Source organism: Cellulomonas hominis, assembly GCF_901521055.1.
In the GTDB taxonomy this organism is placed as follows: Bacteria; Actinomycetota; Actinomycetes; order Actinomycetales; family Cellulomonadaceae; genus Cellulomonas; species Cellulomonas endometrii.
Window position 1 is genome coordinate 32,644 of sequence record NZ_CABEGA010000029.1, and the last position, 24,523, is coordinate 57,166.

General features: G+C 75.2%; 19 protein-coding genes, 1 tRNA gene and 1 pseudogene. 11 read left to right on the plus strand and 10 right to left on the minus strand.

All coding sequences use genetic code 11. The features are described 5' to 3' along the window. Positions 1 to 56 precede the first annotated feature (56 nt). Positions 57 to 2,315, plus strand: coding sequence for a (Fe-S)-binding protein (locus KJP73_RS08225; RefSeq protein ID WP_213282313.1), 2,259 nt, complete (start codon positions 57 to 59; stop codon positions 2,313 to 2,315). A 1-nt stretch (position 2,316) separates the two neighbouring features. Here the strand turns inward: KJP73_RS08225 and KJP73_RS08230 are convergent, their stop codons facing one another. The 3 genes from KJP73_RS08230 to KJP73_RS08240 form a co-directional block, all read right to left on the minus strand. Next, entirely contained in the window at positions 2,317 to 2,526 is a 210-nt protein-coding gene (locus KJP73_RS08230; RefSeq protein WP_213282314.1) for a hypothetical protein, read from the minus strand. Further along, positions 2,523 to 2,894 carry a hypothetical protein gene (locus KJP73_RS08235; RefSeq protein ID WP_213282315.1) on the minus strand — a complete coding sequence of 124 codons (372 nt, stop codon included), beginning with the start codon at positions 2,892 to 2,894 and terminating at the stop codon, positions 2,523 to 2,525. The genes KJP73_RS08230 and KJP73_RS08235 overlap by 4 nt, the downstream gene beginning before the upstream one ends. Before the next feature lie 97 nt (positions 2,895 to 2,991). Then, on the minus strand, positions 2,992 to 4,548 hold the full coding sequence (locus tag KJP73_RS08240) for an MFS transporter (protein ID WP_213282316.1): 1,557 nt from the start codon (positions 4,546 to 4,548) through the stop codon (positions 2,992 to 2,994). 84 nt (positions 4,549 to 4,632) lie between these two features. On the opposite strand from KJP73_RS08240, the gene KJP73_RS19515 reads away from it, so the two are divergent. After that, positions 4,633 to 5,148, plus strand: coding sequence for a TetR family transcriptional regulator (locus tag KJP73_RS19515; protein WP_213282317.1), 516 nt, complete (start codon positions 4,633 to 4,635; stop codon positions 5,146 to 5,148). Between the two features lie 319 nt (positions 5,149 to 5,467). On the opposite strand, the gene KJP73_RS08250 is transcribed toward KJP73_RS19515, so the two are convergent. Then, complete coding sequence (locus KJP73_RS08250) at positions 5,468 to 5,923, minus strand: MarR family winged helix-turn-helix transcriptional regulator (protein ID WP_213282318.1); 456 nt, start codon at positions 5,921 to 5,923, stop codon at positions 5,468 to 5,470. A 126-nt stretch (positions 5,924 to 6,049) separates the two neighbouring features. Here KJP73_RS08250 and KJP73_RS08255 point away from each other — a divergent pair, with 126 nt between their 5' ends. The 3 genes and pseudogenes from KJP73_RS08255 to KJP73_RS19240 all read left to right on the plus strand — a co-directional run bounded on the left by KJP73_RS08255 (position 6,050) and on the right by KJP73_RS19240 (position 10,703). After that, positions 6,050 to 7,255, plus strand: coding sequence for an MFS transporter (locus KJP73_RS08255; RefSeq protein WP_213282319.1), 1,206 nt, complete (start codon positions 6,050 to 6,052; stop codon positions 7,253 to 7,255). Positions 7,256 to 7,406: 151 nt separating this feature from the next. Continuing rightward, a pseudogene (locus tag KJP73_RS08260) lies at positions 7,407 to 10,133 on the plus strand (cation-translocating P-type ATPase); the annotation flags it as partial. Between the two features lie 42 nt (positions 10,134 to 10,175). Then, complete coding sequence (locus tag KJP73_RS19240; protein WP_433995161.1) at positions 10,176 to 10,703, plus strand: type II toxin-antitoxin system Phd/YefM family antitoxin; 528 nt, start codon at positions 10,176 to 10,178, stop codon at positions 10,701 to 10,703. Between the two features lie 7 nt (positions 10,704 to 10,710). Here KJP73_RS19240 and KJP73_RS08265 read toward each other — a convergent pair whose 3' ends face one another. From KJP73_RS08265 to KJP73_RS08285, 5 genes are all read right to left on the minus strand, one after another. Further along, positions 10,711 to 12,588 carry a glycoside hydrolase family 15 protein gene (locus KJP73_RS08265; protein ID WP_213282321.1) on the minus strand — a complete coding sequence of 626 codons (1,878 nt, stop codon included), beginning with the start codon at positions 12,586 to 12,588 and terminating at the stop codon, positions 10,711 to 10,713. Between the two features lie 19 nt (positions 12,589 to 12,607). Continuing rightward, complete coding sequence (locus KJP73_RS08270) at positions 12,608 to 13,501, minus strand: SDR family oxidoreductase (RefSeq protein ID WP_213282322.1); 894 nt, start codon at positions 13,499 to 13,501, stop codon at positions 12,608 to 12,610. A gap of 120 nt (positions 13,502 to 13,621) precedes the next feature. Beyond that, on the minus strand, positions 13,622 to 14,737 hold the full coding sequence (locus KJP73_RS08275) for a hypothetical protein (protein WP_249669218.1): 1,116 nt from the start codon (positions 14,735 to 14,737) through the stop codon (positions 13,622 to 13,624). Positions 14,738 to 14,751: 14 nt separating this feature from the next. Beyond that, complete coding sequence (gene dcd, locus KJP73_RS08280) at positions 14,752 to 15,327, minus strand: dCTP deaminase (protein WP_213282323.1); 576 nt, start codon at positions 15,325 to 15,327, stop codon at positions 14,752 to 14,754. Positions 15,328 to 15,482: 155 nt separating this feature from the next. After that, positions 15,483 to 16,013 (minus strand): hypothetical protein, encoded by a 531-nt coding sequence (locus KJP73_RS08285; protein ID WP_213282324.1) that lies wholly within the window; start codon positions 16,011 to 16,013, stop codon positions 15,483 to 15,485. Positions 16,014 to 16,228: 215 nt separating this feature from the next. Here KJP73_RS08285 and KJP73_RS08290 point away from each other — a divergent pair, with 215 nt between their 5' ends. The 3 genes from KJP73_RS08290 to KJP73_RS08300 all read left to right on the plus strand — a co-directional run bounded on the left by KJP73_RS08290 (position 16,229) and on the right by KJP73_RS08300 (position 19,796). Further along, entirely contained in the window at positions 16,229 to 18,730 is a 2,502-nt protein-coding gene (locus tag KJP73_RS08290) for a GH36-type glycosyl hydrolase domain-containing protein (protein ID WP_213282325.1), read from the plus strand. 224 nt (positions 18,731 to 18,954) lie between these two features. Beyond that, positions 18,955 to 19,028: transfer RNA gene (locus tag KJP73_RS08295), tRNA-Gly, on the plus strand. A gap of 138 nt (positions 19,029 to 19,166) precedes the next feature. Then, a complete protein-coding gene (locus KJP73_RS08300; RefSeq protein ID WP_213282326.1) occupies positions 19,167 to 19,796 on the plus strand; it encodes a hypothetical protein in 630 nt (209 codons plus the stop codon). On the opposite strand, the gene KJP73_RS08305 is transcribed toward KJP73_RS08300, so the two are convergent. Next, entirely contained in the window at positions 19,735 to 20,256 is a 522-nt protein-coding gene (locus KJP73_RS08305) for an Lrp/AsnC family transcriptional regulator (protein WP_213282327.1), read from the minus strand. The genes KJP73_RS08300 and KJP73_RS08305 overlap by 62 nt on opposite strands. Positions 20,257 to 20,305: 49 nt before the next feature. Here KJP73_RS08305 and KJP73_RS08310 point away from each other — a divergent pair, with 49 nt between their 5' ends. From KJP73_RS08310 to KJP73_RS08320, 3 genes are all read left to right on the plus strand, one after another. Continuing rightward, positions 20,306 to 20,761: a DUF2000 domain-containing protein gene (locus KJP73_RS08310; protein ID WP_249669219.1), complete on the plus strand. Its 456-nt coding sequence runs from the start codon at positions 20,306 to 20,308 to the stop codon at positions 20,759 to 20,761. Positions 20,762 to 20,857: 96 nt separating this feature from the next. Further along, positions 20,858 to 23,386 (plus strand): circularly permuted type 2 ATP-grasp protein, encoded by a 2,529-nt coding sequence (locus KJP73_RS08315; protein ID WP_213282329.1) that lies wholly within the window; start codon positions 20,858 to 20,860, stop codon positions 23,384 to 23,386. Next, on the plus strand, positions 23,383 to 24,330 hold the full coding sequence (locus tag KJP73_RS08320) for a transglutaminase family protein (RefSeq protein WP_213282330.1): 948 nt from the start codon (positions 23,383 to 23,385) through the stop codon (positions 24,328 to 24,330). The genes KJP73_RS08315 and KJP73_RS08320 overlap by 4 nt, the downstream gene beginning before the upstream one ends. Positions 24,331 to 24,523: the final 193 nt, after the last annotated feature.

Genomic DNA, 24,523 nt, shown 5'->3' on the forward strand with positions numbered 1-24,523 from the left:
GGGCCGACCAGGACCTCCGGGCACCGGGGCCACGGGCGGGCGGTTAGCGTGGGCGGGTGGACGCGCTCCGGATCACCTGCCTCGCCGTGGTGGTGGCCGCCACGGTCGTCGGCGTCGCGGTGTTCGCCCGCGGAGCGCTCCGCCTGACGCGCACGATCCGGATGGGCCGCCCCGCCCCGGGCCGCCTCGCACCCGTCGGCCGGCGGACCCGGCAGGTGGTGCGCGAGATGCTCGGGCACGGCCGGTTCCAGCACACCCCGGTCGTGAAGGTCGCCCACTGGACCGTCATGGTGTCGTTCCCGGTGCTGTTCTTCACGCTCGTCACCGGGTACGCGCAGGTGGTCGAGCCCCGGGCGACGCTGCCGCTGCTCGGGCACCTCGCGCCGTGGGAGTGGCTGACCGAGGGCATCGCGTGGCTGTCGCTCGCCGGCATCCTCGCCCTGATCGCCGTCCGGGTCCGCACGACCCCCCGGGACCTCCCGCCCACCCCGGCGCGCGCGATCGCCGCCGCGGGCGCCGGGCGGGGCGACGGCACGGGACCGGCCGCCACGGAGCCCGCGCGACGCTCCCGGTTCTTCGGGTCGCACACCGGCCAGGCCGTGGTCGTCGAGGCGACCGTGCTGCTGGTCGTGCTCGCCGTGCTCCTGCTGCGCGGCCTCGAGCACGAGCTCGCCGTGCGCGACGGCTCCGCGCTCGCGAGCGTCTGGCACTTCCCGACCACCGCGTGGATCGGCGGGCTCTGGTCCGGCGCCGCGACCTCCGCGGTGGAGGCGGCGGTCGTCGTGTGCGCGACCGTGAAGATCGTCGTCTCGATGACGTGGTTCGTCGTCGTGGGCCTGCAGCCGACGATGGGCGTCGCGTGGCACCGGTTCCTGGCGGTGCTCAACGTGTACGCGCGCCGCACCCCGGACGGCGCCCCCGCGCTCGGCCCGCTGCCGCCCGTGCGGGTCGGCGACCGCGACCTCGACGTCGCGGCCCTCGAGGACCTGCCGGACGACGCGCGGCTCGGCGTGCGCGCGGTCGAGGACCTCACCTGGAAGGGCCTGCTGGACGTCACCACGTGCACCGAGTGCGGCCGCTGCCAGGACCAGTGCCCGGCGTGGGCGACCGGCAAGCCGCTGTCCCCCAAGCTCGTCACGCTCGCGCTGCGCGACCACGCCGCGGCGACCGCCCCCTACCTGCGCGCCGCCCGCGCCGGGCAGGACGTCGAGCCGGGGCACGTCGACGTCGACCTGGTGGCCTCCGGGATCATCGACGCCGACGCGCTGTGGGCGTGCACGACCTGCGGCGCGTGCGTCCAGCAGTGCCCCGTCGACATCGAGCACGTCGACACCATCGTCGACATCCGCCGCTACCAGACCCTCATGGAGTCGGCGTTCCCCGCCGAGCTCGGCGGGACGTTCACGAAGCTCGAGCGGCGCGGCAACCCGTGGGGGCTCCCCGCCCGCCAGCGGCTGGACTGGGCGAAGGACCTGGACTTCGACGTGCCCGTCGTCGGGGCGGACGTCGGGTCGGCGGCCGAGGTCGACTACCTGTTCTGGGTCGGCTGCGCCGGCGCCTACGAGGAGAAGGCCCGCCGCACGACCCGCGCCGTCGCGGAGCTGCTGCACACCGCCGGGGTCTCCTTCGCGGTGCTCGGGGACGGCGAGGGCTGCACCGGCGACCCGGCCCGGCGCGCGGGCAACGAGGTGCTCTACCAGATGCTCGCGTCCGCGAACGTGGAGACCCTCACCGCCGCGCAGGCCCGTGCCGTGGTCGTCACGTGCGCGCACTGCTTCAACACGCTGTCCCGGGAGTACCCGCAGCTCGGCGGCCGGTACGACGTGGTCCACCACACCGAGCTGCTGAACCGGCTCGTCGCGGAGGGCCGGCTCACCCCCGTCGACCGCTCCCCGGGCACGGACGCCCAGCGCGTGACCTACCACGACCCGTGCTACCTCGGCCGGCACAACGAGGTGTACGAGCCGCCGCGGGAGCTGCTCGCCGCGATCCCCGGCGTCGAGGCCGTCGAGATGCCCCGCACGCGCGAGCGCTCCTTCTGCTGCGGCGCCGGCGGGGCGCGGATGTGGATGGAGGAGTCGATCGGCACGCGCATCGGGACGGCCCGTGCCGCCGAGGCGGTGGCGACCGGGGCGGACGTGGTCGCGACGGCCTGCCCCTACTGCACGGTCATGCTGACCGACGGGGTGGCTGCGGCGGCCTCCCCGGCTGCCTCGGGCACGACCGGGGACGGCGTGGACCGCGCGGGGGTCGGCGTCCCGGAGGTCACCGACATCGCGCTGCTGCTGCTCGACCGGGTGCGCGCGGCGGGTTGAGTCAGCGGCGTGGCCACGGCCAGCGCCACCGTCGCTGCCTGCGCGGCACGACGAACGGCTGGCTGTACGGCAGCGGCGTGTGCGCCATCCGCATGATCCACGCCGGTGTCTCCCGACCGGCCTTCGCGTTGGCCCGCACGAGGATGCGCGCGGCGTACACGTCCGACTCCTCCACCGCCCGCGTCAGCCGGACACCGTCGTCGGGAGTCACCGGGCCACCTCGGGCTCGTCCCCGGCCGGCGGCACCGCGGTCGAGCCGTCCGCGGTCGAGCCGTCCTCGGTCGAGCCGTCCTCGGTCGCGCCGTCCTCGGTCATGTCGTCCAGCCGGGCGACGGCGAACCTCGCCAGGACGTCGACCTCCTCGAAGCCGGCAAGAGCGCTGCTCGAGAGCGCGTCGGTCAGCGCGAGCCCAACCGCCCGCTGCGCCGGGGTCCCGGCCATCACGTGGTCGAGCGACCACTGCGCCCGGCGCCACCACTCCGCGCGCCGGTCGGCGCGGTCACGCTGGACGATCGCGCCGATCCCGACGAGCAGCGCCACGGTCGGTGCGAGCAGCACCACCCACGCCGTCGAGGTCATCGGCCTCTCGCTCCGTCGTCCATCACGGCACCGTAGCCAGGGCCCAGAGCGCGAGCGCAAGTCCACTTCCCGCGCCTGGGGACGCCGGGCTCCGTCCTCAGCCCGCCGTCGCCCGCCGGAGGGTCACGAACGACACGACCGCCGCCGCCACCGCCACGACCGCGCCGACCGCCGCCGCGTGCTGCGTCCCCGCGTCGAACGCCAGCCGCGCCGACTCGAGCAGCGCGTCCCCGGTGGTCGCGTCGAGCCCGTCCGCGACGGACACCGCGCCGCCGAGCGTCTCCCCGGCGGCCTCCGCCTGGTCCGCGGTGAGCGTGCCCGGCAGGCCGACCCGCGCCCGGTAGGTGGCGTTGAGCACCGACCCGAGCAGCGCCACGCCGAGCGTGGTCCCGAGCTCGTAGGCGGTCTCCGAGATCGCCGACGCCGCACCCGCCTTCTCCGGCGGGACGGCGGTGGTGATCTGGTCGTTGGTCAGCGTCTCCGCGAGCCCGACCCCGACCCCCATGACGACGAACGTCACGGCGACGGTGACGGGCGTGGGGACGTCCCCGACGAGCGTGAGGACCCCGTAGCCGACCGCGGCCAGCAGGAAGCTCGACCCGATCAGCGTCCCCGGGCGCACGTACCGCACCAGCCGCACGGCCAGCAGGCCCGCGAGCACGGACGCCGCCAGCCCGGGCACCAGCACGAGCCCGGCGTCCATCGGGCTGAGGCCCGCGGCGAGCTGCAGGAACTGCGAGACGACGACGAGCAGCCCGGAGAAGCCCAGCACCGACAGGAGGTTCGCCGCGACCGCGCCCGAGAACGTCGGCCGGGTGAACAGCGCCACGTCGAGCATCGGTGACGCGAGCCGGCGCTGCCGGCGCACGAACGCCCAGCCCGCCGCGAGGCCGACCAGCACCCCGGCGACGGTCGAGCCGGTCACGCCGTGCTCCCCCACCGCGATCACCGCGTGCACCAGGGGCAGCATCGTGGCGAGCGACAGCACGATGCTCCACGGGTCCAGCGGGCCGGGCGCCGGGTCCTTCGACTCCGGCACGAGCAGCAGCGCGAGCGGCAGCAGCACCAGGAGCACCGGCACGTTGAGCAGGAAGACGGACCCCCACCAGAAGTGGGTGAGCAGCGCACCGCCGACGACCGGCCCCAGCGCGGCACCCCCCGCGAAGGCGGACGCCCAGATCGCGATGGCCAGCCGGCGCTGCCCGCGCTCGAGGAACACGTTCCGGATCAGCGACAGGGTGGACGGCATGAGCGTCGCGCCGAAGACGCCGAGCAGGGCCCGGGACGCGATGAGGAGCGCGGGGCTGGTCGACCACGCCGCGAGCAGCGACACCAGCGCGAACCCGGTGGCCCCGACGAGCAGCAGCCGGCGCCGGCCCACCCGGTCGCCGAGGCTCCCCATGGGCACCAGCAGGCCCGCGAGCATCAGGGGGTACGCGTCGACGATCCACAGCAGCTCGGAGCCCGACGCCCCGAGGGCGGCCGTGATCGAGGGCAGCGCGAAGCTGAGGACGGTGTTGTCGACCGAGATGAGCAGCACGGGCAGCATCAGCACGACGAGCACCGCCCAGGGGCGGACGGGGCGCCCGCGGTGCGTCAGCGGAGCGGGCGTGGCGGTGCGGGCGGAGGGGCCGGTGGTGGCCGGGGCGGACATGGTGGTGACCTCGTTCGTCGGGGCTGGACGACGGTTACTGTACCGTCTGGACGGTATAGCGTCACGGCCGGTACGGTCATTCCCATGTCCGCGACCCGCGACCGCCTGCTCGACGCGTTCGAGGGCCTGCTGATCGCCCACGGACCGCGCGCCGCCACGCTGGACGCGGTCGCCGCCGCGGCCGAGGTGTCGAAGGGCGGGCTGCTCTACCACTTCCCCAGCAAGGCGGCCCTGGTGCAGGGGCAGCGCGAGCGCCTCGCGCTGCTGGGGGAGGCCGACGTCGCCGCGATGCGCACGGCACCCGAGGGCGCGGCGGAGTACTACCTGCGCGGGTCGACGGAGTCCGGCGGCCCGCTGGATCGCGCGCTGATCGCGGCCGTCCGGCTCGCCGAGGAGTCCGACGACGACGCCACGGCGGTGCTCGACGAGCTCCGTGGCCGCTGGTACGAGGCCCTGCTCGCCGAGCTCGAGGACCCCGCGGTGGCCCACGTCGTCCAGCTCGTCGGGGACGGGATGTACTACAACGCGGTCACCGGGGTCCGGGACGACACGGCACTGGCCGACGCCCGCGCGGTGCTCGCCCGCCTGCGCGACCGCTGAGGCCCGCGGGCGGCACTCGCCCACGGCAGCACGACGAGAGCCCCGCGGCAGGTGCCGCGGGGCTCTCGGAGGTCATGGCGTCCGGCGCGTCAGATGCGCACGCGCCGGGGGTTGCTCACCGACGTCCAGGCGATCTCCTCGCGCTGCGCGTCCGCCGCCTGCTGGTCCTTGGTCGTGTGCTCCATGACTCGCCCCCCTCGATCCGGATCCGTTCACCCATCCTGCTGGGCGAATTGCCCGGTTGCACCCCCTGCGGGTGAACAGCACGTAAAACATGGCGAGGATCACTCACCCCGGCCCGGCCCGCCGGCCGCACGCGTCAGACGACCGCGGCCACCGGGAGCGCGTGCAGCGCACCGACGAGCGGCGCCAGCTCGGGCGTGGCCTCCCCCTGCGCGAGCGCGTCCGCGAGCGCCACGTCGTGCGTCGGCCGGGCAGCCCGGAGCAGGGCCTCGCCGGCCGGCGTCAGCTCGGTGTAGATCCCGCGCCGGTCGTCCTGGCACAGGACGCGGGTCAGCAGCCCGCGGTCCTCCAGCCGCGTCACCAGCCTGGTGGTGGCGCTGGCGCTGAGCGCGGCGGCGCGGGCGAGCTGCTGCATCCGCATGTGCCAGCCGTCCTGGCGCGACAGCGCGTCGAGCACCGTGAACTCCACGACCGACAGCTCGTGGCCGGACTGGAGCGCGCGCTCGAGCGCCCCCTCGATCAGCCCGTGCAGCGCCGCGAGCGAGCGCCAGCCCTGCGCGCGCACCTGCACCGCGTCGTCGGCGATCCCCATGAGTCCTCCTCGTCCGGCGGTCATCGTAGCGCGCTTGCGCCGATAGGGCGCGCGTGCAAGCATCGGCTCTTGCGTCTGCAACTAGTGCAGACGCGGGATGTTGCACTCACCAGCACGGAGGCCCGGATGCCACTCGCCCTGCTCGCCCTCGCCGTCGGCGGCTTCGGGATCGGGCTCACAGAGTTCGTCATCATGGGCCTGCTGCCCGAGGTGGCCGCGGACTTCGGGGTCACGGAGCCGGTCGCCGGCTACCTCATCTCCGGCTACGCGATCGCCGTGGCCGTGGGCGCGGTGGGCCTGACCGCCGCCGTCACCCGGTTCGACCGCAAGCGGGTGCTCGTCGGGCTCATGGTCCTGTTCATCGCGGGCAACCTGCTGTCCGCGCTGGCCCCCACCTACGGCGTCATGATGGGCGGCCGCATCCTGGCCGCCCTGTGCCACGGCGCCTTCTTCGGGATCGGCGCGGTCGTCGCGGCGGGCCTGGTCGCACCGGAACGGCGCGCGGGTGCCGTCGCCACCATGTTCGCGGGCCTGACCACCGCCAACGTGCTGGGCGTGCCGTTCGGCACGCTGCTCGGCCAGGAGCTCGGGTGGCGCTCGACGTTCTGGGCCATCACGGCGATCGGTGTCGTGGCGCTGGTCGGCATCCTCCTGCTGGTGCCCGCCGCCTCCGCCCAGGACGGCGCACCGGTCACGAGCGTCCGCGCCGAGCTCGCGGCGTTCCGGGAGCCGCAGGTCTGGTGGTCCGTGGTCATCACCGTGCTCGGCTACGGCGGCATGTTCGGCGGGTTCACCTACATCGCGTTCACGCTGACGGACGTCTCCGGCTTCGCCTCCTCCACCGTCCCGTGGTTGCTGGTGGTGTTCGGCGTCGGCATGTTCGCCGGCAACCTGCTCGGCGGGCGCGGTGCGGACCGCGCGCTCACCCCGACGCTGGTCGGCGTGCTCGTCGCGCTCACGCTCGTGCTCGTCGCCTTCGCCCTCACGGCGGGCAGCCGGCCCCTCACCGTCGTCTGGCTCGTGCTGATGGGCGCGTTCGGGTTCGCCGCCGTCCCGGGCCTGCAGATGCGGATCATGCGGCACGCCGCCGGTGCCCCCACCCTCGCGTCCGGCGCCAACATCGCGGCGTTCAACATCGGCAACGCGCTCGGCGCCTGGATCGGCGGCCTGACCATCGGGGCCGGGCTGGGCTACACCTCACCGCTCTGGGCCGGCGCGGCCATCACGGTGCTCGGCGTCGTGGCGCTGCTCGCCGCGTCCGGCTTCGAGCGTCGCGCCGCCGCGTCGCCGGCCGTCCCGCCCGCCGCCGAACCGGCCGTCGCGGCCTCCTGACCGCCGGGACCACCGTCCCGCACGTGGGTGCCGCGGGGCATGGCATCCCGCGCGCGACCCCCGCCCGTCGTCCCCAGGGAGACGGCGGGGCTCGATCCGGACGGACGGGGCGTGCCACGATGGCCGGGCAGCCGACCCGTCAGGTGGTGACATGACGACGACCTCCGTGCCCGCGACAGCCTCGTCCGCGAGCCCCGCAGCACCCGTCCCGATCCCGTACGCCGAGCCGCCCGCCGCCGTCCTGGCGCAGCTGCGCTCGGACCCGGGCGGCCTGGGCGCCGCCGAGGCGGAGCGCCGGCTCGCCGACGTGGGCCGGAACCGGCTCCCCGCGCCGTCCCGGCCCAGCGCCCTGCGCCGGCTCCTCGGGCACTTCGACGACATCCTCATCTACATCCTGCTGGCGTCGGCGGTGCTCAAGGCGATCCTCGGCGACTGGATCGACTTCACGGTGATCCTCGCGGTGGCCGTGATCAACGCCGCCGTCGGGTTCCTCCAGGAGGGCCAGGCCGAGCGGGCGCTCGACGGCATCCGCACGATGCTCTCGCTGGACGCCCAGGTGCGGCGCGACGGCGAGTGGCGGGTCGTCGACGCCGAGACCCTGGTGCCGGGAGACGTCGTCCGGGTCCGCTCGGGCGACCGCGTCCCCGCGGACCTCCGCCTGATCGAGGCGACGAACCTCCAGGTCGAGGAGGCCGCGCTCACCGGCGAGTCGGTCCCCGCCGCGAAGCACGTCGACGCGGTCGGCGCCGACGCCGGACTGGGCGACCGGGCCTCGATGCTCTACTCGAGCACCATCGTCGCGGTGGGCACCGGCGTGGGCGTCGTCACCGCGACCGGCTCCGGCACGGAGATCGGGCGCATCCAGTCGATGATCGCCGAGGTCGACCACCTCGACACCCCGCTGTCCCGGCAGCTCGCGAAGTTCGGCCGGACGCTGTCGCTCGGCATCCTCGCGATGGCGGCGTTCATGCTGGTGGTCGGCCGGGTCATCCACCAGTGGGACATCCCCGAGCTCGTGTCGGCCGCCATCGGCTTCGCGGTGGCGGCGGTCCCCGAGGGCCTGCCCGCCCTGGTGACGGTCACGCTCGCGCTCGGGGTGCAGCAGATGGCCCGCCGCAACGCGATCACGCGCAAGCTCACCGCGGTCGAGGCTCTGGGCTCGGTGACGACGATCTGCTCCGACAAGACCGGCACGCTCACCAAGAACGAGATGACCACGCGGACCGTCGTGACCGCCGCCGCGACGTACCAGGTGGAGGGCCTCGGCTACGCGCCGGAGGGGCGCGTCACGCTCGACGGCGCCGCCGCCCCGCTCGACGCGCACCCCGATCTCAGGGCCCTGGTCACGGCCGCGGCCGCCGCGAACGACGCGCGCATCGTGCAGGAGAACGGGCAGTGGAAGGTCGTCGGGCAGCCCACCGAGGGAGCGATCGCCACCCTCGCGCTCAAGGCCGGCGCGGACGTCTCCGGGGTGGAGCGGCTGGCCGAGCTGCCGTTCGAGTCGGCGACGAAGTTCATGGCGACGCTCGACCGCGTGCCCGGCGCCGGTACCCGGGTCCGCACGGTCGGCGCGCCCGACCGGCTCCTGGACCGGTGCAGCCACCAGCGGGGAGCCGACGGCCGTGCCGAGCCCCTGGACCGCGCCCACTGGGAGGGCGTCATCGACCGGCTCGGCGGCCAGGGCCTGCGCACGCTCGCGGCGGCGGAGCGGCCCGCCGCCGACGACGCCACGTCGCTCGACGCGGCCGACGTCGAGGAGGGCCTCGTCTTCCTGGGCGTGTTCGGCATCGTCGACCCCCCGCGGCCGGAAGCCGTGCAGGCCATCGCGGACTGCCACCGCGCGGGCATCCGCGTCAAGATGATCACCGGAGACCACGCCGGCACCGCGACCGCCATCGCCCGCGAGCTCGGGATCGTCGCGGCGGACGGCGACGTCCACGCCCTCACCGGGGCGGACCTGGAGGCGATGACCCAGGAGCAGCTGCGCACGCGCGTCCGGGACGTCGACGTCTACGCGCGCACCAGCCCCGAGCACAAGATCCGCATCGTCCGCGCCCTCCAGTCGCACGGCGAGGTCGTGGCGATGACCGGGGACGGCGTGAACGACGCACCCGCGCTCACCCGCGCGGACGTCGGCATCGCGATGGGCATCAAGGGCACCGAGGCGACCAAGGAGTCCGCCGAGATCGTCCTGGCCGACGACAACTTCGCGACCATCGAGCGGGCCGTCGAGGAGGGGCGGCGGATCTACGACAACATCCGCAAGTCCGTCGTGTTCCTGCTGCCCACCAACGGGGCCCAGTCCCTGGTCATCCTGGTGGCGGTGCTGTTCGGCCTCACGCTGCCGCTGGCGCCCGTCCAGATCCTGTGGGTCAACCTCGTCACCGCCGTGACGCTCTCGCTCGCGCTGGCGTACGAGCCGGCCGAGCCCGGCGTCATGTCGCGTCCGCCGCGCAAGCCGGGCGGATCGGTGCTCTCGCGCGAGTCGCTCGAGCACGTCGTCGTCGCGTCGTTGCTCATCGGCGGCGCGACCCTCGGGGTCTTCGCGATCGAGCGCGCCCGCGGTACCGCCACGGACGTCGCCCAGACGACGGCGGTCACGATGCTCGCCCTCGGGCAGCTCGCCTACCTGTTCAACTGCCGGTTCCTCGGCGAGTCGAGCCTCACGCCGCGGGTCCTCCGCGGGAACCGCGTCGTGTGGATCGCGTCCGGCGCGCTCATCGTGCTGCAGCTGGTGTTCACGTACGTCCCGTTCATGAACTCCTGGTTCGACTCCGCACCCATCGGGCCGCGCGAGTGGGCGCTCACGCTCGGGTTCGCGATCATCGTCTTCCTGCTGATCGAGGCGATGAAGGCCGTCACCCGCGCGCAGGACGCCCGCCGGCACGCGCGCTTGGCTGCCGCTGCCGGCCCCGGCGCAGTGACCGTCGAGGAGGCCGGTGCGCGGCTGCCGGAGCTGCTCCGGTCCGTGGAGCACGGCGACGAGGTCACGCTGACCCGCGACGGGAAGCCGGTCGCGCGGATCGTCCCGGCGCGGGCCGCCCCGGCACGGCGCACCAGCGGCCGGCGGGGTCCGGCGGTCGCGCCCTCCGCGACCACCACGGCGATCCAGCTCACGCCGCCGCCGGCGGACGAGACCCCGGACGCCGGCCCGGCGGACCGTCTGCCGGCCGACGCCCCCGCGGGCGCGGCGGCCGTGCCCGGCTCCTCCGCTGCCGGCGCCTCCGCGCTCGACGCTGCTCCCGCGGAGCCGGAGGTCCCCGGTGCGCGGGCGGCGGGCGGTCGACCGACGGGGTCGACCGACGCGACGATCGTGCTGGAGCCCGTCGACCCGGACGGCACCCCCGCGCCCGGCACGCCGACCCGGCGACGCGAGCGCCGGAGCGCGACGGCGGCGACGGAGCAGCTCGGCCAGGTGGACCCGGAGGGACCGACGACGGCCGGCTGACCGCGGCTCAGCCGCCCGCCGCGTCCTCCCGCAGCGCGGGCGCCAGCGTGAGCGCCGCCTGGACCAGCGCCAGGTGGCTGAGCGCCTGCGGCAGGTTGCCGAGGAAGTCCCCCGTCCTGGCGTCCACCATCTCCGGCCACACGCCCACGTCGTTCGCGAGACCCAGGAGCTCGTCCATCCACTCCCGCGCCTCGTCGGTGCGGCCGACCAGCGCGAGCGCGGACACCCCCCAGAACGCGCACGCGACGAACGCCCCCTCCTCGTCCTGCATGCCGGAGTACCGGTGCAGCAGCGGCCCGTCGCCGAGCTCGGCCCGCAGCGCGTCGACCGTCCGGCTCATCCGCTCCCCGGTGTCGAACCCGCTGCGCGCGTGCAGCAGGATCGAGGCGTCCAGGGCGTCGCTGCCGGGGTGCATGACGTACGCGCCGCGCTCCGGCGACCAGCAGTTCTGCTCGACCCAGGCGCGGATCCGCTCCGCCTCCGCGCGCCAGCGGTCGGCGTCGCCGGGGATCTGCCCGGCCTCCGCCAGGTGCACGGCGCACTGCAGCGCCTGCCAGCACCCGAGCTTCGAGGTGGTGTGGTGCTGGTCGTCGGGCAGCTCCCACATGCCGGCGTCCGGGCGCTGCCACGCGTCGCACGCCTCGTCCGCCACGGCCGCGAGCAGCCGCGCGGTGTCGGCGTCCAGCAGGTTCCCGGCGTCGACGTAGCCCCGCACGACGGCCAGCACGTCCCCGTACACCCCGAGCTGCCGCTGCCCGTCCGCGCGGTTGCCGGTGACCACGGGGCCGATCCCCCGCCAGCCCGGCACGTCGGTCCGCTCCCGCTCGGGCGGCAGCCCGCCGCCGAGCGTGAAGAACACCTGCAGCCCGTGCTCCCGCAGGGTCCGGAGCACCCACGAGATCGAGGCGTGCACCTCCTCCCGGAGCCCGAAGCCGATCCAGGCGTCGAGCGTGTACGCGGCGTCCCGGACCCACGCGTACCGGTAGTCCCAGTTCTTCCCGCCCGCGCGGCTCTCCGGCAGCGACGTCGTCCCCGCGGCGGCGATCGCGCCCGTCGGGGAGTACAGCAGGAGCTTCAGCGCGAGGGCGCTGCGCTGCACGGCCTTGCCCCACGGCCCGTCGTAGTGGAACTCCCGCGTCCAGGCCCGCCAGTTCTCGATCGTGCGGTCGACGCCGCGGTCCACGTCCGCGGGGTCGGGCAGCAGCACCGGCTCACGCTCGGTACCCACGACCGCGACGAGGTGCCGGGAGCCGGCCGTCGCCTCGAAGACGCCGGTGCACGCGCGGTCGTCGGACGTCGTGGTCATCTCGCCGAGCGTCCGAACGGACAGGGTCAGGCCGTCGGCCCGGAGCACCGGCCCGTGCAGCGTCGTCTGCACCCAGGGGGAGGCGGTCCCGAGCACCGTCCCGGGCGCGACGCGCCACGCCATCGGGACGGACCCGGACAGGCCGTCCACACGGCGGGCGAGCTCCGTCCACGGCAGCCGCCCCGCCACGCCCGTGTTCATCGCGTCGGTCACCCGCACCGAGCCGCCGTCCGTCACGTAGGTGGTGACGAGCACGTTCGTCCCGACCACGTACTGGCGCCGCAGCCGGAACGGGACCGTGGGGGCGAGCTCGACCCGCCCGCCCCCGTCCGCGTCGAGCAGCGCCGCGAACACCGGCGGCGTGTCGAGGTCGGGCAGGGGGAACCAGTCGACCCGGCCGTCGTCGGCGACCAGGGCGAGGGTGCGCCCGTCCCCCAGCGCCGCGTACGCGCGCAGGTCCGCGTACCCGTCGGTGCGGGGGGTCGGGTCGCGCAGGTCCTCCGCGGCGGCGTGCCCGGAGCCCTCGGTCGCGTGCCCCGCGTCGCCGTCGAGGTTCTGCAGCCCCGGCTGCTCGGTCACGCGCGCTCCCGGTCCGCCGTCACGGGGTCGGCGTCCCCCCGTTGACGTTCAGGGTCTCGCCGCTGACGTAGCTGGACTCCGGCGACGCGAGGAACACGTACGCGGGCGCCAGCTCGGCGGGCTGCCCGGCGCGCTCGAACGGCGTCTGCTTCCCGAAGTCCGGCAGCTTCTCCGGCGGCTGGCCGCCCGCGGTCTGCAGCGGGGTCCAGATCGGGCCCGGGGCGACCACGTTGACGCGGATGCCCTTCGGGGCGAGCTGCTGCGCGAGCGCCTTCGACATCGTGTTGATCGCGGCCTTCGTGGTCGCGTAGTCGACCAGGATCGGCGACGGGTTGTACGCCTGGATCGACGACGTGTTGATGATGCTCGCGCCCTTCGGCAGGTGCGGGAGCGCCTCCTGGATGATCCAGAACATCGCGTGCACGTTGGTCCGGAACGTCAGGTCGAACGACTCCGACGTCAGGTCCGCGAGGTCCTCGACGTACTGCTGCCGCCCCGCGATGTTCGCGACGACGTCCAGCCCGCCCAGCTCGTCGACGGCGGTCCGCACCAGCGAGCGGGCGTACGACTCGTCCGCGATGTCACCCGGGGCCAGGACGATCGTCCGGCCGGCCGCACGCACGACCTCGGCGACGTGGTCGGCGTCCTCCTGCTCCTCGGGCAGGTAGCTGAGCACGATGTCCGCGCCCTCCCGCGCGAACGCGATCGCCACAGCTCGCCCGATGCCCGAGTCACCGCCCGTGACCAGCGCCTTGCGGCCCGTCAGCCGGCCGGTCCCCCGGTAGGTGTCCTCGCCGTGGTCGGCCTGCGGGCGGAGGTCCGCGTCGAGCCCCGGTCCGTCCTGGCTCTGCGCGGGCGGCTCCGGCATCCGGTACTGGGTGATCGGGTCCTGGAAGGTGAACTGGTCGGCCATGCGAGGTCCTCCGTGCTCGGACGGGTGCGAACGCGCCACGCCCGCCGCAGTCGTGCTCGGCGGGCGTGCGCCGCCATCGTCGGACGGGGCCCAGCGGGCCGCAACCGCGGGCGGAGAGCGTCAGAGGTCCACCGGGTCGACCAGGAACCCGGCCATGTCGGCGATCTCCCCGCCGACGTCGGCGTGCACCTCCCGGGCAACCCCACGGACCACCCGGGCGGCGCGGCCGCGGGCGACGCGGTGCGGCAGCGACGGCCGCTCGGACTCCAGCTGCTCGACGTCCGGGGGCTCCCACCGCACGCGGTACGCGACGACCTCGCCCTGGGCCCAGTCCAGCGCGGACAGCACGACCGGGACGTCCAGCTCCGCGGCGACCTCGACGACGACGATCCCGTCGACCCCGAGGTCGATCTGGACGCCGAACGCCTCGGACGGCGGCGGGTTCGCGCGCATGTGCGCGTCGTAGGCGTCGGCCTCCGCGTGCAGCCGGCGCCGCTCCTCGGGGTCGGCGACGCCCGCACCGGCCCGGTCCCGGGCGGCGAGGGCAGCGCCCGCCTCCTCGGGCGTGGCGCGCACGGGGACGTCCACGTCCGTCGCGACACCGGGTCCGTCGAGCCGGGCCCGGGGCGCGACGCGCCGCACCGCGGTGAGGACGACCCTCGGCTCCACCCAGCGGTCGGTGAGCACGGCGAGGTCGAGCGCCGCGTCCATCTCGGGCTCCAGGACGACCCCGGACTCGACCCGCAGGGCGCCGCCCAGGCGGCGGGCGGCGGCGACGAGCCACTGGACCACCCGCTGCTCCTCACGGACCGGCCCCGCGGTGCCGAACGCGCGGCGCAGGCCGTCGCGGTCACCGCCGAACGCCGGGCCCTCCGCGCGCTCGCGCGGGCAGTCCACCACCCAGGCGGTCCGGCTGCCGGTCGGCAGACCCCAGCGCGCGACCTGCGCCGGTTCCAGCGCGTACGGGCCGGTGAGCGTCGAGAGCCGGCCGAGCCGCAGCACTCCCGGCGTCGCGAGCGGCACCACGCCCCGGGCGGCGCCGGAGGCACGCCGGCCGGACGGCACCCGTGGGGGGCGCTCCCAGCGCGCGGACGGGAACCGGCTGGCGGCGAGCACCTCGACCTCGTCCGGCGCGACGCCCTCGGGCAGCACCAGGAGGTGCCGGCCGGGCGGGGGCGTCACGGCGGCACGCGCGCCGGCCGCGACCTCCGGCAGCGGGGGGAGCAGGCTGGTCACGTCCGGGACCGCCGTCAGACCTGCGTGCGGTGGAAGTTCTGCCAGGACCGCGAGGCGGTCGGGCCGCGCTGACCCTGGTAGCGGGAGCCGGTCGCCCCGGAGCCGTACGGCTGCAGCGCCGGCGACGACAGCCGGAAGAAGCACATCTGCCCGATCTTCATCCCGGGCCAGAGCGTGATCGGCAGCGTCGCCACGTTCGACAGCTCGAGCGTCACGTGCCCGGTGAAGCCCGGGTCGATGAACCCCGCGGTCGAGTGGGTGAGCAGGCCCAGCCGGCCGAGGGACGACTTCCCCTCCAGGCGGGCCGCGATGTCGTCGGGCAGCGTGACCTGCTCGTACGTCGCCCCGAGCACGAACTCCCCGGGGTGCAGCACGAACGGCTCGTCCGGGTCGACCTCGACCAGCCGCGTGAGGTCGGGCTGGTCCTGCGACGGGTCGATGACCGGGTACTTGTGGTTGTCGAACAGCCGGAAGAACCGGTCCAGGCGCACGTCGATGCTCGACGGCTGCAGCATCGCGGGGTCGTAGGGGTCGAGGACCACCCGTCCGGAGTCGAGCTCGGCGGTGATGTCGCGGTCGGAGAGCAGCACGGGACCACGGTACCGACCCGGTGCGGGCCGGAGGTCCTTCCCGGCGGCAGCGCGGCTCCGGTAGCGTCGTGACATCGCCCAGGGAGCTGATCCCCGTGGAAGTCGAGGGCCCGGGACCATGTCCGGAGGACGTGGCGCCCGGGCCCTACGCACGCCTAGACGTCGACGACCGCAGTGACGATGCCGGACGCACGCCGCCGCCACTCCCCGCCACGCGCCCACGACCAGGCGACGACGTCCGGCACCGACAGCAGCGGCTCCTGGCCCGCACGCAGGTGCTCGTACCGGAGCGTGTCGCGGCACCCTGCGGCGCGCGTGAGCTCGATGAGGTCGCGTCGGTCGCGGGCGTCCTGCGTCTCGTCGGACTCGATCACGAGCCGGTCGCTCCGCCCGGCGACGTCAGCGACGAGCCGGGCAAGGCAGGCCCGTCGGCGCTCGATCTGCGTCGACGCAGGTGAGGCAGCTGCGCGGTAGAGCGTCGTGGCGACATCGAGCCGTCCGAGCGCGGACAGGATCGTCCGCCGGCGGCGGTCCGGCTCGTGGCGCATGTGCAGGCGGTTCTGCCGCGGGGGCACGAGCGCGCGGACGGCGGACCGCGCCGCCGGGACACGTCCGGGCTCGACCATCGTCGCCGCGAGCAGGTAGTCGGCGGCCTTCGACTCGTCGACGTACACGTGGACCGTCACGGCGGGCAGCCACGGGTGGAGGGCATGCCGGGACGCTAGGCGCCGCCGGGCGCCGCTGAGTGGGACCTCCGCTCCGGCCGGCCCGCGGTTCCGCGGTGTGCCGGAGGCCCCGAGGGTCCTGGCGGAGCCGCCTCGGACGGGCGCTATGCTGACCGGCGTCGCGGGTGTGGGAGCGCTCCCGCGCGGCAGAGCACCCGACACCGAGAGGCGCAACGATGCGGTACGGCCACTTCGACGACGAGGCACGCGAGTACGTCATCACGACGCCGCACACGCCCTACCCGTGGATCAACTACCTCGGCTCGGAGGAGTTCTTCTCCCTGCTCTCGCACACGGGCGGCGGCTACTCGTTCTACCGCGACGCGAAGATGCGCCGCCTCACGCGCTACCGGTACAACAACATCCCCACCGACGAGGGCGGCCGCTACTTCTACGTCAACGACGGCGGCGACGTCTGGACCCCCGGCTGGCTGCCGGTGAAGGCGGACCTCGACCACTTCGAGACGCGGCACGGCCTCGGCTACTCCCGGATCACCGGCGAGCGCGGCGGCCTGCGCGTCGACACGCTGTTCTTCGTGCCGCTCGGCGAGACCGCCGAGGTGCAGCACGTGACGCTCACCAACACCTCCGACGCCGAGAAGACCGTCAGCCTGTTCTCGTTCGTCGAGTTCTGCCTGTGGAACGCCCAGGACGACCAGACCAACTACCAGCGCAACCTGTCGCTGGCCGAGGTCGAGGTGGAGCTGGACGGCCCGAGCGGCTCCGCGATCTACCACAAGACCGAGTACCGCGAGCGGCGCGACCACTACGCCGTGTACGGCGTGAACACCCGGGCCGACGGCTTCGACACGGACCGTGACACGTTCGTGGGTCCCTGGAACGGGCTCGGCGAGGCGGCCGTCCCCCGCGCCGGCAGGTCGGCGGGCTCCGTGGCCTCCGGCTGGTACCCGATCGGGTCGCACCAGGTCGACGTCACGCTCGCGCCCGGCGAGAGCCGCTCGCTCACCTACGTGCTCGGCTACGTCGAGAACCCGCACGAGGAGAAGTGGGCGCCGGCCGACGAGGCCGCGGGCGTCAAGGCGCTGCAGGTGGTGAACAAGGAGCGGGCGCACGCGCTGCTCGCCCGGTTCGCGACCACCGAGCAGACGCTGGCGGCGTTCGAGGCGCTGCGCGCGTACTGGACCGACCTGCTGTCCACCTACTCGGTGCGCTCCACCGACGAGAAGCTGGACCGGATGGTCAACATCTGGAACCAGTACCAGTGCATGGTCACGTTCAACATGTCCCGCTCGGCGTCGTACTTCGAGACCGGCATCGGCCGCGGCATGGGCTTCCGCGACTCGAACCAGGACCTGCTGGGCTTCGTGCACCTGGTCCCGGAGCGCGCGCGGCAGCGGATCATCGACATCGCGTCGACGCAGTTCCCCGACGGCTCGGCCTACCACCAGTACCAGCCGCTGACGAAGCGCGGGAACAACGACATCGGGTCCGGCTTCAACGACGACCCGCTGTGGCTGATCCTCGGCGTCGCGGCCTACATCAAGGAGACCGGTGACACCGGGATCCTCGACGAGCCCGTGCCGTTCGACAACGAGCCCGGCTCCGAGGTCCCGCTGTTCGAGCACCTGACCCGCTCGTTCCGGTTCACCGTCGAGAACCGCGGCCCGCACGGGCTGCCGCTGATCGGCCGCGCCGACTGGAACGACTGCCTCAACCTCAACTGCTTCTCGACCGAGCCGGGCGAGTCCTTCCAGACGACCGAGAACCAGGCGGGCGGCGTCGCCGAGTCCGTGTTCATCGCCGCGATGTTCGTGCACATCGGCCCGGAGTACGCCGAGCTCGCCGAGCGCCGCGGGCTCACCGAGCTGGCCGCGAGCGCCCGCGCCGACGTCGAGGCCATGCGCGCCGCGGTGCTGGAGCACGGCTGGGACGGCGAGTGGTTCCTGCGCGCGTACGACTTCTACGGCAACCCGATCGGCACGGACGCGAAGCCGGAGGGCAAGATCTGGATCGAGCCGCAGGGCTTCGCCGTCATGGCGGGCATCGGCGTCGACTCCACCGACCCCACCGCCCCGGAGCACGCCGCCAGCCCCGCGGTCCGCGCGCTGGACTCGGTCGAGGAGCACCTGGCGACCCCGCACGGCATGGTCCTGCAGCACCCCGCCTACACGAGCTACCAGATCGAGCTCGGCGAGGTCTCCACCTACCCGCCCGGGTACAAGGAGAACGGCGGCATCTTCTGCCACAACAACCCGTGGGTGATCATCGGCGAGACCGTCGTCGGCCGCGGCGAGAAGGCGTTCGACTACTACCGCCGGATCACGCCCGCGTACCGCGAGGACATCTCCGACGTCCACAAGCTCGAGCCCTACGTGTACGCGCAGATGATCGCGGGCAAGGAGGCAATCCGGCACGGCGAGGCGAAGAACTCGTGGCTCACCGGCACCGCGGCGTGGAACTTCGTGGCCGTCTCGCAGCACCTCCTCGGCGTGCGGCCCGCGTACGACGGCCTGGTCGTCGACCCGCAGATCGGCCCGGACGTGCCGTCGTTCACCGTGACCCGTGTGGCCCGCGGTGCCCGGTACGAGATCACGGTGACCAACTCCGGGACGCCGGGCGCGCGCGGCCGGCTGGTCGTGGACGGCGCGCCGGTCGAGGGCTCGACGGTCCCCTACGCCCCCGCGGGCAGCACGGTGCGCGTCGAGGTCACCGTCTGACGCGGTCGTGCGGCGCCGGGGTCGTCCGGTCGGCACGAGGTCGTCACACGAGCACGAGGTCGTCACACGAGCACGAGGTCGTCACTCCTGCGTGACGACCTCGTGCCGAGGTGACGACCTCGGCGACCGACGGCGACCGACGGGGGCGGACGGGGCGGACCGGGCCCGGGCGGGGCGGCGGACCCGCTATGCTGGACGCGCGTTCCCCCGGCGACGGGGGTCACGCGGGTGTAGTTCAATGGTAGAACTTCAGCTTCCCAAGCTGATAGCGCGGGTTCGATTCCCGTCACCCGCTCCACCGAGGGCCAGGCCGGCAGTGTCCGGACCTGGCCTTCGTCGTCCCCGCCCTGCGCGACTGAGTGGTCCCCCTACGCAGGCCGGAGGGGCCCGCGGCCGTCGCTACGGTTCCGTCGCAAGCGCCGACGGAAGGGCACCCATGAACCCCCGCCAGATCTCCCGGATCGACCTGCGCCTGCCTCGACGCTGGTGCGGGTGGCGCCCCGGCGACGGTCTCCGGGCCGCGCACCGGGCGGCCGACGCGCTCACCGCCGGACCGGTCGCGGCGGCGCGGCTGCGGTCCGCCCTGGAGGCCGTCGACCGGGTCGTCGCGGGGCACGGCGGCCGGCCGGTCCGCGCGGGCGCGTGGGTCCCCGACCCGAGCGGCGACGTCGTGGCGGGGCTGGCGTGCGAGCTGCTGGCGGACGTCCCCGCCGGCCCCGACGCCGCGGGCACCTACCTGGACCTGGTCCGGCGCCGGGTCCGCCGCTCGCACCGCACGCCGACGCGGGTGGGGTACCACGCGGTCACCCGGCGCGACCTCCCGGCGGGACCGGCGGTCGTCGCGCTGCGCAGCCACGGGGCCCACCGGCACGAGGTCGTGTGGACGGTGTTCCCGCCTGGTGCCGCGGAGGCCGTCGAGCTGCGGTTCGACACGCTCGACCAGGACCGCTACCCGCACCTCGTCGACGCCGCGGACGGCATCGCGCAGGAGCTCCGCGTCACCCTCACCGCCCCGTCGGTCGCCGGCGCGTCGGCGGGTCGCCCCGGGGAGCTCGGCCCGCGCTGACCACGGGCTCGACCCGCCGCTTGCGCAGGTGCTCGTAGACCACGGACGTGCGGACGTCGGCGATCTCGGGGCGTTCGGTCAGCCGGTCGATCACGAAGGCGTAGAGGCTCTCGTTGTCCGGGACGGCCACGTGCACCAGGAAGTCCTCGGTGCCGCTCGTGACGAACACCCCGAGCGTCTCGGGCAGCCCCACCACCCACGACCGGAAGCCCTCGATGTTGCGCCGCGACGGCGGCCGGATGCGGACGGCGACGAGGGCCTGCACGGGCCGGCCGATCTCCGCGAGGTCCACCTCGAGCGTCGCGCCGCGGATCACGCCGCGGTCGCGGAGCGCCCGGGTGCGGTCGAGGGCGGTCGTCGGCGCGACACCCACGGCGGCGGCCACGTCCCGGTTGGTGCGCCGTGCATCGTCCTGCAGCTCCCGCAGGATCGCCGTGTCGAGTGCGTCGAGATCGGCCATGCGACGAGCGTATCCGTATGACGTACGGGCTCGTTGCTGTGCCGTCGCCGTGGGCTTCGACCCCGAGGAGATCCGCACCGGCGAGCCGACCCGCGCCGCCCGGCTCAAGTGGGTCGTCGTCGTCGACGACCAGCTGGCCCCGGGTCAGGCCGCCAACGCCGTCGTGTGCGTCACGGCGGCCACCGCCTCGGGCGTGACCGGCCTGCTCGGCCCCGACGCCGCCGACGCGGACGGCACCGTGCACCCCGGGCTCCCCTGGGCGGGCTGCACCGTGCTGGGCGCGTCCCGCGCCGAGCTCGCCGCGGTGCGGGCGAAGGCCCACGCGGCCCCGGGCGTGCACGTGAGCGACATGCCCGCCGCCGCCCAGCGCACGCGCGTGTACGACGAGTACCTCGCGGAGGTCGCCGCCCGCCCGTCCGAGGACCAGGAGTACCTCGCGGTCAGCCTCGTCGGGCCGCGCAACCGGGTGGACAAGGTGGTGGGCCGGCTGCGCCTGCTCGGCTGAGCGGACCCCCGGCTGCCACACTGGGCCGCGCGCCGCCCACGCGGCGATCCGCGGGCTCGACGCGCCCGGGAGGCGACGGACGCGCGGAGGCGGCGGATGACGGACGTGCTGTCCACCGGCGGCGTCGGCCTGCGCCCTGCTGCCGTGGACCCGTCGGGTGCCGGCCCCGACCGCCTCCCCGCGCTGCGGGAGGCCGCCGATCGGCTGCTCGCGGACCACGGCGTCACCTACGGCTCCCCGGCGGACGACGACGGGGACGGGGACGCCGCCGCGAGCGCCTGGCGCCTCGACCCGCTCCCGGTCGTGCTGGACGACGCGGACTGGGCTCCCCTGGAGGCGGCGCTCGTGCAGCGGGCGGAGCTGCTCGACGCCGTGCTGGCCGACCTCTACGGCCCGCGGCTGCTGCTCCGGGACGACCTGCTGCCGCCCGAGCTCGTCCTCGGGCACCCCGGGTTCCTGCGCGCGGTCGACGGCCTGCACCTGCCGGGCGGGCACGACCTCGTGCTCACCGCGACCGACCTGTGCCGCGCGCCCGACGGCTCGTGGGTCGCGGTGTCGGACCACACGCAGGCCCCGTCCGGTGCGGGCTACGCGATGGAGGACCGCCGCGTCGTCGCGCAGGTGCTGGCCGACGTGTACCGGCAGACCCCCATCGCCCGGATCGGCCCGTTCTTCCACGCGCTGCGACAGGGACTCGCGCACGCCGCCCCGCCCGGGGACCACGAGCCACGGGTCGTCCTGCTCACCTCCGGCCCGTCCTCCGCGACGGCGTTCGACCAGGCGTACCTCGCGTCGATGCTGGGGCTGCCGCTCGTCGAGGGCAGCGACCTGGTGGTCCGCGACGGGCGCCTGTGGCTGCGGGGGCTCGGCGGGCGGGAGCCGGTGGACGTGGTGCTGCGCCGCGTCGACGCGGACTGGTGCGATCCGCTGGACCTGCGCGCCGGGAGCCGCCTCGGGGTGCCCGGGCTCGTCCGCGCGGTGCAGGCGGGCACGGTGAGCGTCGTGAACCCGCTGGGCGCCTCGGTGCTGGAGAACCCGGGCCTGCTGGCGCACCTGCCGGCGCTCGCCCGGACGGTCCTCGGGCGGGACCTGCTGCTGCCGCAGGCCGCCACCACCTGGTGCGGGCGCCCCGAGGGGCTCGCGCACGTGCTCGCGCACCTGGACCGCCTCGTGCTCGAGCCCGTCGCCCGGGGGACCGACCCGGTGCAGGGCTGGACGCTGGACGCCGCCGCCCGCGAGCGCCTGCGCGACCGCATCGCCGCCGAGCCCGCCGCGTGGGTCGGGCAGGAGCCCGTCGGGGGCGCCGCGCGGTCCCGGTCCGCGGTGCTGCGGACGTTCGCGGTCGCGGCACCCGACGGCTACCGCGTGATGGCCGGCGGGCTGGCGCGGCTGGCGCCCGACGACGACCACCCCGTCGTGTCGCACGCGCACGGCGCCGTGGCGCGGGACGTGTGGGTGCTGTCCGGCGGTGCCGACCCCGCGCCGGACGAGGCGCCGGACGAGGCGGCGGACGAGGCGCCGGACGGCGCCGGCACGGCCGCCCGGGCGGGCAGGGCCCCCGGGAGCGGCATCGCGCCGCGCTCGGCGGAGAGCCTGTTCTGGCTGGGCCGGTACACCGAGCGGGCCGACGGCACCGTCCGGGTCCTGCGCGCCCTCGCCGACCGCTGGGACGACTTCCACCGCACGCCCGCCAGCCCCGGCGGCCGCGCGCTCGCGGTGCTGCTCGACGCGGTCGGCGCCCGCGCGCCCGGGTCCTCCGACGACGACCGCCCGGACCTGCACGCCCTGCTCGTGGACCGGGCGCTGCCGGGCAGCGTCGCGTTCGCGGTCCGCCGGCTGGCCGAGGCGCAGGCCGTCGTCCGGGACCAGATGTCGGCGGACCTCTGGCTGCCGCTGGCCAGCATGGCCCGCACGCTGGCCGCCCAGCGGCGCACCGCCGCCGCCGGGACCCCCCGGCCGACCGACCTGCGCGCCGCCCTGGACCGCATGCTGGAGGCGCTGCTCGCGGTCGCGGGGATCGAGGGCGAGGGGCTGGTCCGGGACGTCGGGTGGCGGCTGCTCGACGCCGGCCGCCGGGTCGAGCGCGCGCAGGCCCTCGTCGCCGCGCTCGCCGCCACGGTCACCGCACCGCGGCCGCCGGACGTCGAGGCGCTCGTGCTGGAGTCGGTGCTCCTCGCGCACGAGTCGGCCATCACCTACCGGCGGCGCTACCAGACCCGACCCGCGGTCCCGGGCGTGCTGGACCTGCTCCTGCTGGACGCGGACAACCCGCGGTCGCTCGCCTACCAGCTCGACCGGCTGCGGGACGACCTGGCCCGGGTGCCGGCCCCCGCGGGCGCGACGGAGCAGCAGGACCGGCTGCTCGCCGACGTCCGGGACCTGCTCGCGGAGCTGGACCCCGTGGCGGTGGGCGCGGCCGCGGTCGTCCCCACGGCCGCCACGGCGGCACCGGCCACCGGGCGCGAGCGGCTCGCCGAGATCCTGGACTCGCTCGCGTGGCGGCTGCGGGCGATCGCCGACGAGGTCGCCCGGGTGCACTTCGCGCAGCCCGCCCCGGCGCGGTCCGTGGCCGAGGAGTGGGGCGTCGGCGCCTCGCCGCAGGACCGGTCGGGGACGGGGGCGTGACCGGCCGCCGCTACGAGCTCGTCCACACGACGACCTACCGCTACCCCGGCCCCGTGACCACCTCCTACGGCCGGGCGCTCCTGCTGCCCCGCGACCTGCCCGACCAGCGGCGCCACACCGCCGCCGTCACCGTGGACCCCGCCCCCGCCGACGCCGCCGAGCACCGGGACTGGTTCGGCAACACCTCGTCGTACTTCGCCGTCACCACCGCGCACACCACGCTCACCGTCACTGCCGCCGCGACGCTCACCGTGAGCCGCCGGCGCGCCGAGGTCGCCGCGCTCCCGGGGCTCGCGTGGGAGGCGGTGGCGCGGCTGGTGGCGGACGGCGGGACGGGCCCGGACGGCGTGCCGCTCGTGGACCGGCGGGAGGCGCTGCTGCCGTCGCGGCACGTCCTGCCGTCGGACCCGGTGCGCGCGTGGGCGGCGGCCTCGTTCACGCCCGGGCGCGCGTACCCCGAGGTGCTCGCGGACCTCGCGCACCGCATCCGCACGGAGCTGACGTACCGGTCCGGGTCCACGACGATCGCCACGACGCAGGCGGAGCTGCTGGAGTCCCGCACCGGCGTCTGCCAGGACTTCGCGCACCTCATGCTCGCCGCGCTGCGGTCGTACGGGCTGCCCGCGCGGTACACGAGCGGGTACGTCGAGACGCTGCCACCCCCCGGCCGCCCGAAGATCCGCGGCGCCGACGCGTCGCACGCCTGGGTGTCCGCCTGGGTGCCGGGCGCGGGGTGGGTGGAGGTCGACCCGACGAACGACCAGTTCGTCGGGGACCGGTACGTCGTGCTGGGCTGGGGACGGGACTACGGCGACGTCCCGCCGCTGCGGGGGGTCATCTTCACGGAGGGCGGCGGCGCACGCCCGGAGGTGTCGGTGGACCTGCACCCCCTCGACGCCGACCCGGACCCGGCGTCCGCCCCGACGTCCGTCCCCATGCCCTGAGCGGACCCCGGCCTGCGTCCACCGGGCGTGCACACGGCGTCCACAGGCCGCGCCCGCACGTCACGCTCGGCCCGTGACCCCGTGCACAAGCTGGGGACAACTCCTGTGGACTGAACCGGACATATCGCCCTTTGGGGTGGTGGGGAGGGCCGTTCGGGCGACGCCGCCCTGTGGACAAGTGGACATCCCTGTG

Excerpts from the sequence above, each read along its gene's own strand:
- KJP73_RS08235 (WP_213282315.1), bottom strand. The coding sequence starts at position 2,894 with ATGACCTCGACGGCGTGGGTGGTGCTGCTCGCACCGACCGTGGCGCTG.
- KJP73_RS08240 (WP_213282316.1), bottom strand. The coding sequence starts at position 4,548 with ATGTCCGCCCCGGCCACCACCGGCCCCTCCGCCCGCACCGCCACGCCC.
- KJP73_RS19515 (WP_213282317.1), top strand. The coding sequence starts at position 4,633 with ATGTCCGCGACCCGCGACCGCCTGCTCGACGCGTTCGAGGGCCTGCTG.
- KJP73_RS08250 (WP_213282318.1), bottom strand. The coding sequence starts at position 5,923 with ATGGGGATCGCCGACGACGCGGTGCAGGTGCGCGCGCAGGGCTGGCGC.
- KJP73_RS08255 (WP_213282319.1), top strand. The coding sequence starts at position 6,050 with ATGCCACTCGCCCTGCTCGCCCTCGCCGTCGGCGGCTTCGGGATCGGG.
- KJP73_RS08270 (WP_213282322.1), bottom strand. The coding sequence starts at position 13,501 with ATGGCCGACCAGTTCACCTTCCAGGACCCGATCACCCAGTACCGGATG.
- KJP73_RS08290 (WP_213282325.1), top strand. The coding sequence starts at position 16,229 with ATGCGGTACGGCCACTTCGACGACGAGGCACGCGAGTACGTCATCACG.
- KJP73_RS08300 (WP_213282326.1), top strand. The coding sequence starts at position 19,167 with ATGAACCCCCGCCAGATCTCCCGGATCGACCTGCGCCTGCCTCGACGC.
- KJP73_RS08305 (WP_213282327.1), bottom strand. The coding sequence starts at position 20,256 with ATGGCCGATCTCGACGCACTCGACACGGCGATCCTGCGGGAGCTGCAG.
- KJP73_RS08315 (WP_213282329.1), top strand. The coding sequence starts at position 20,858 with ATGACGGACGTGCTGTCCACCGGCGGCGTCGGCCTGCGCCCTGCTGCC.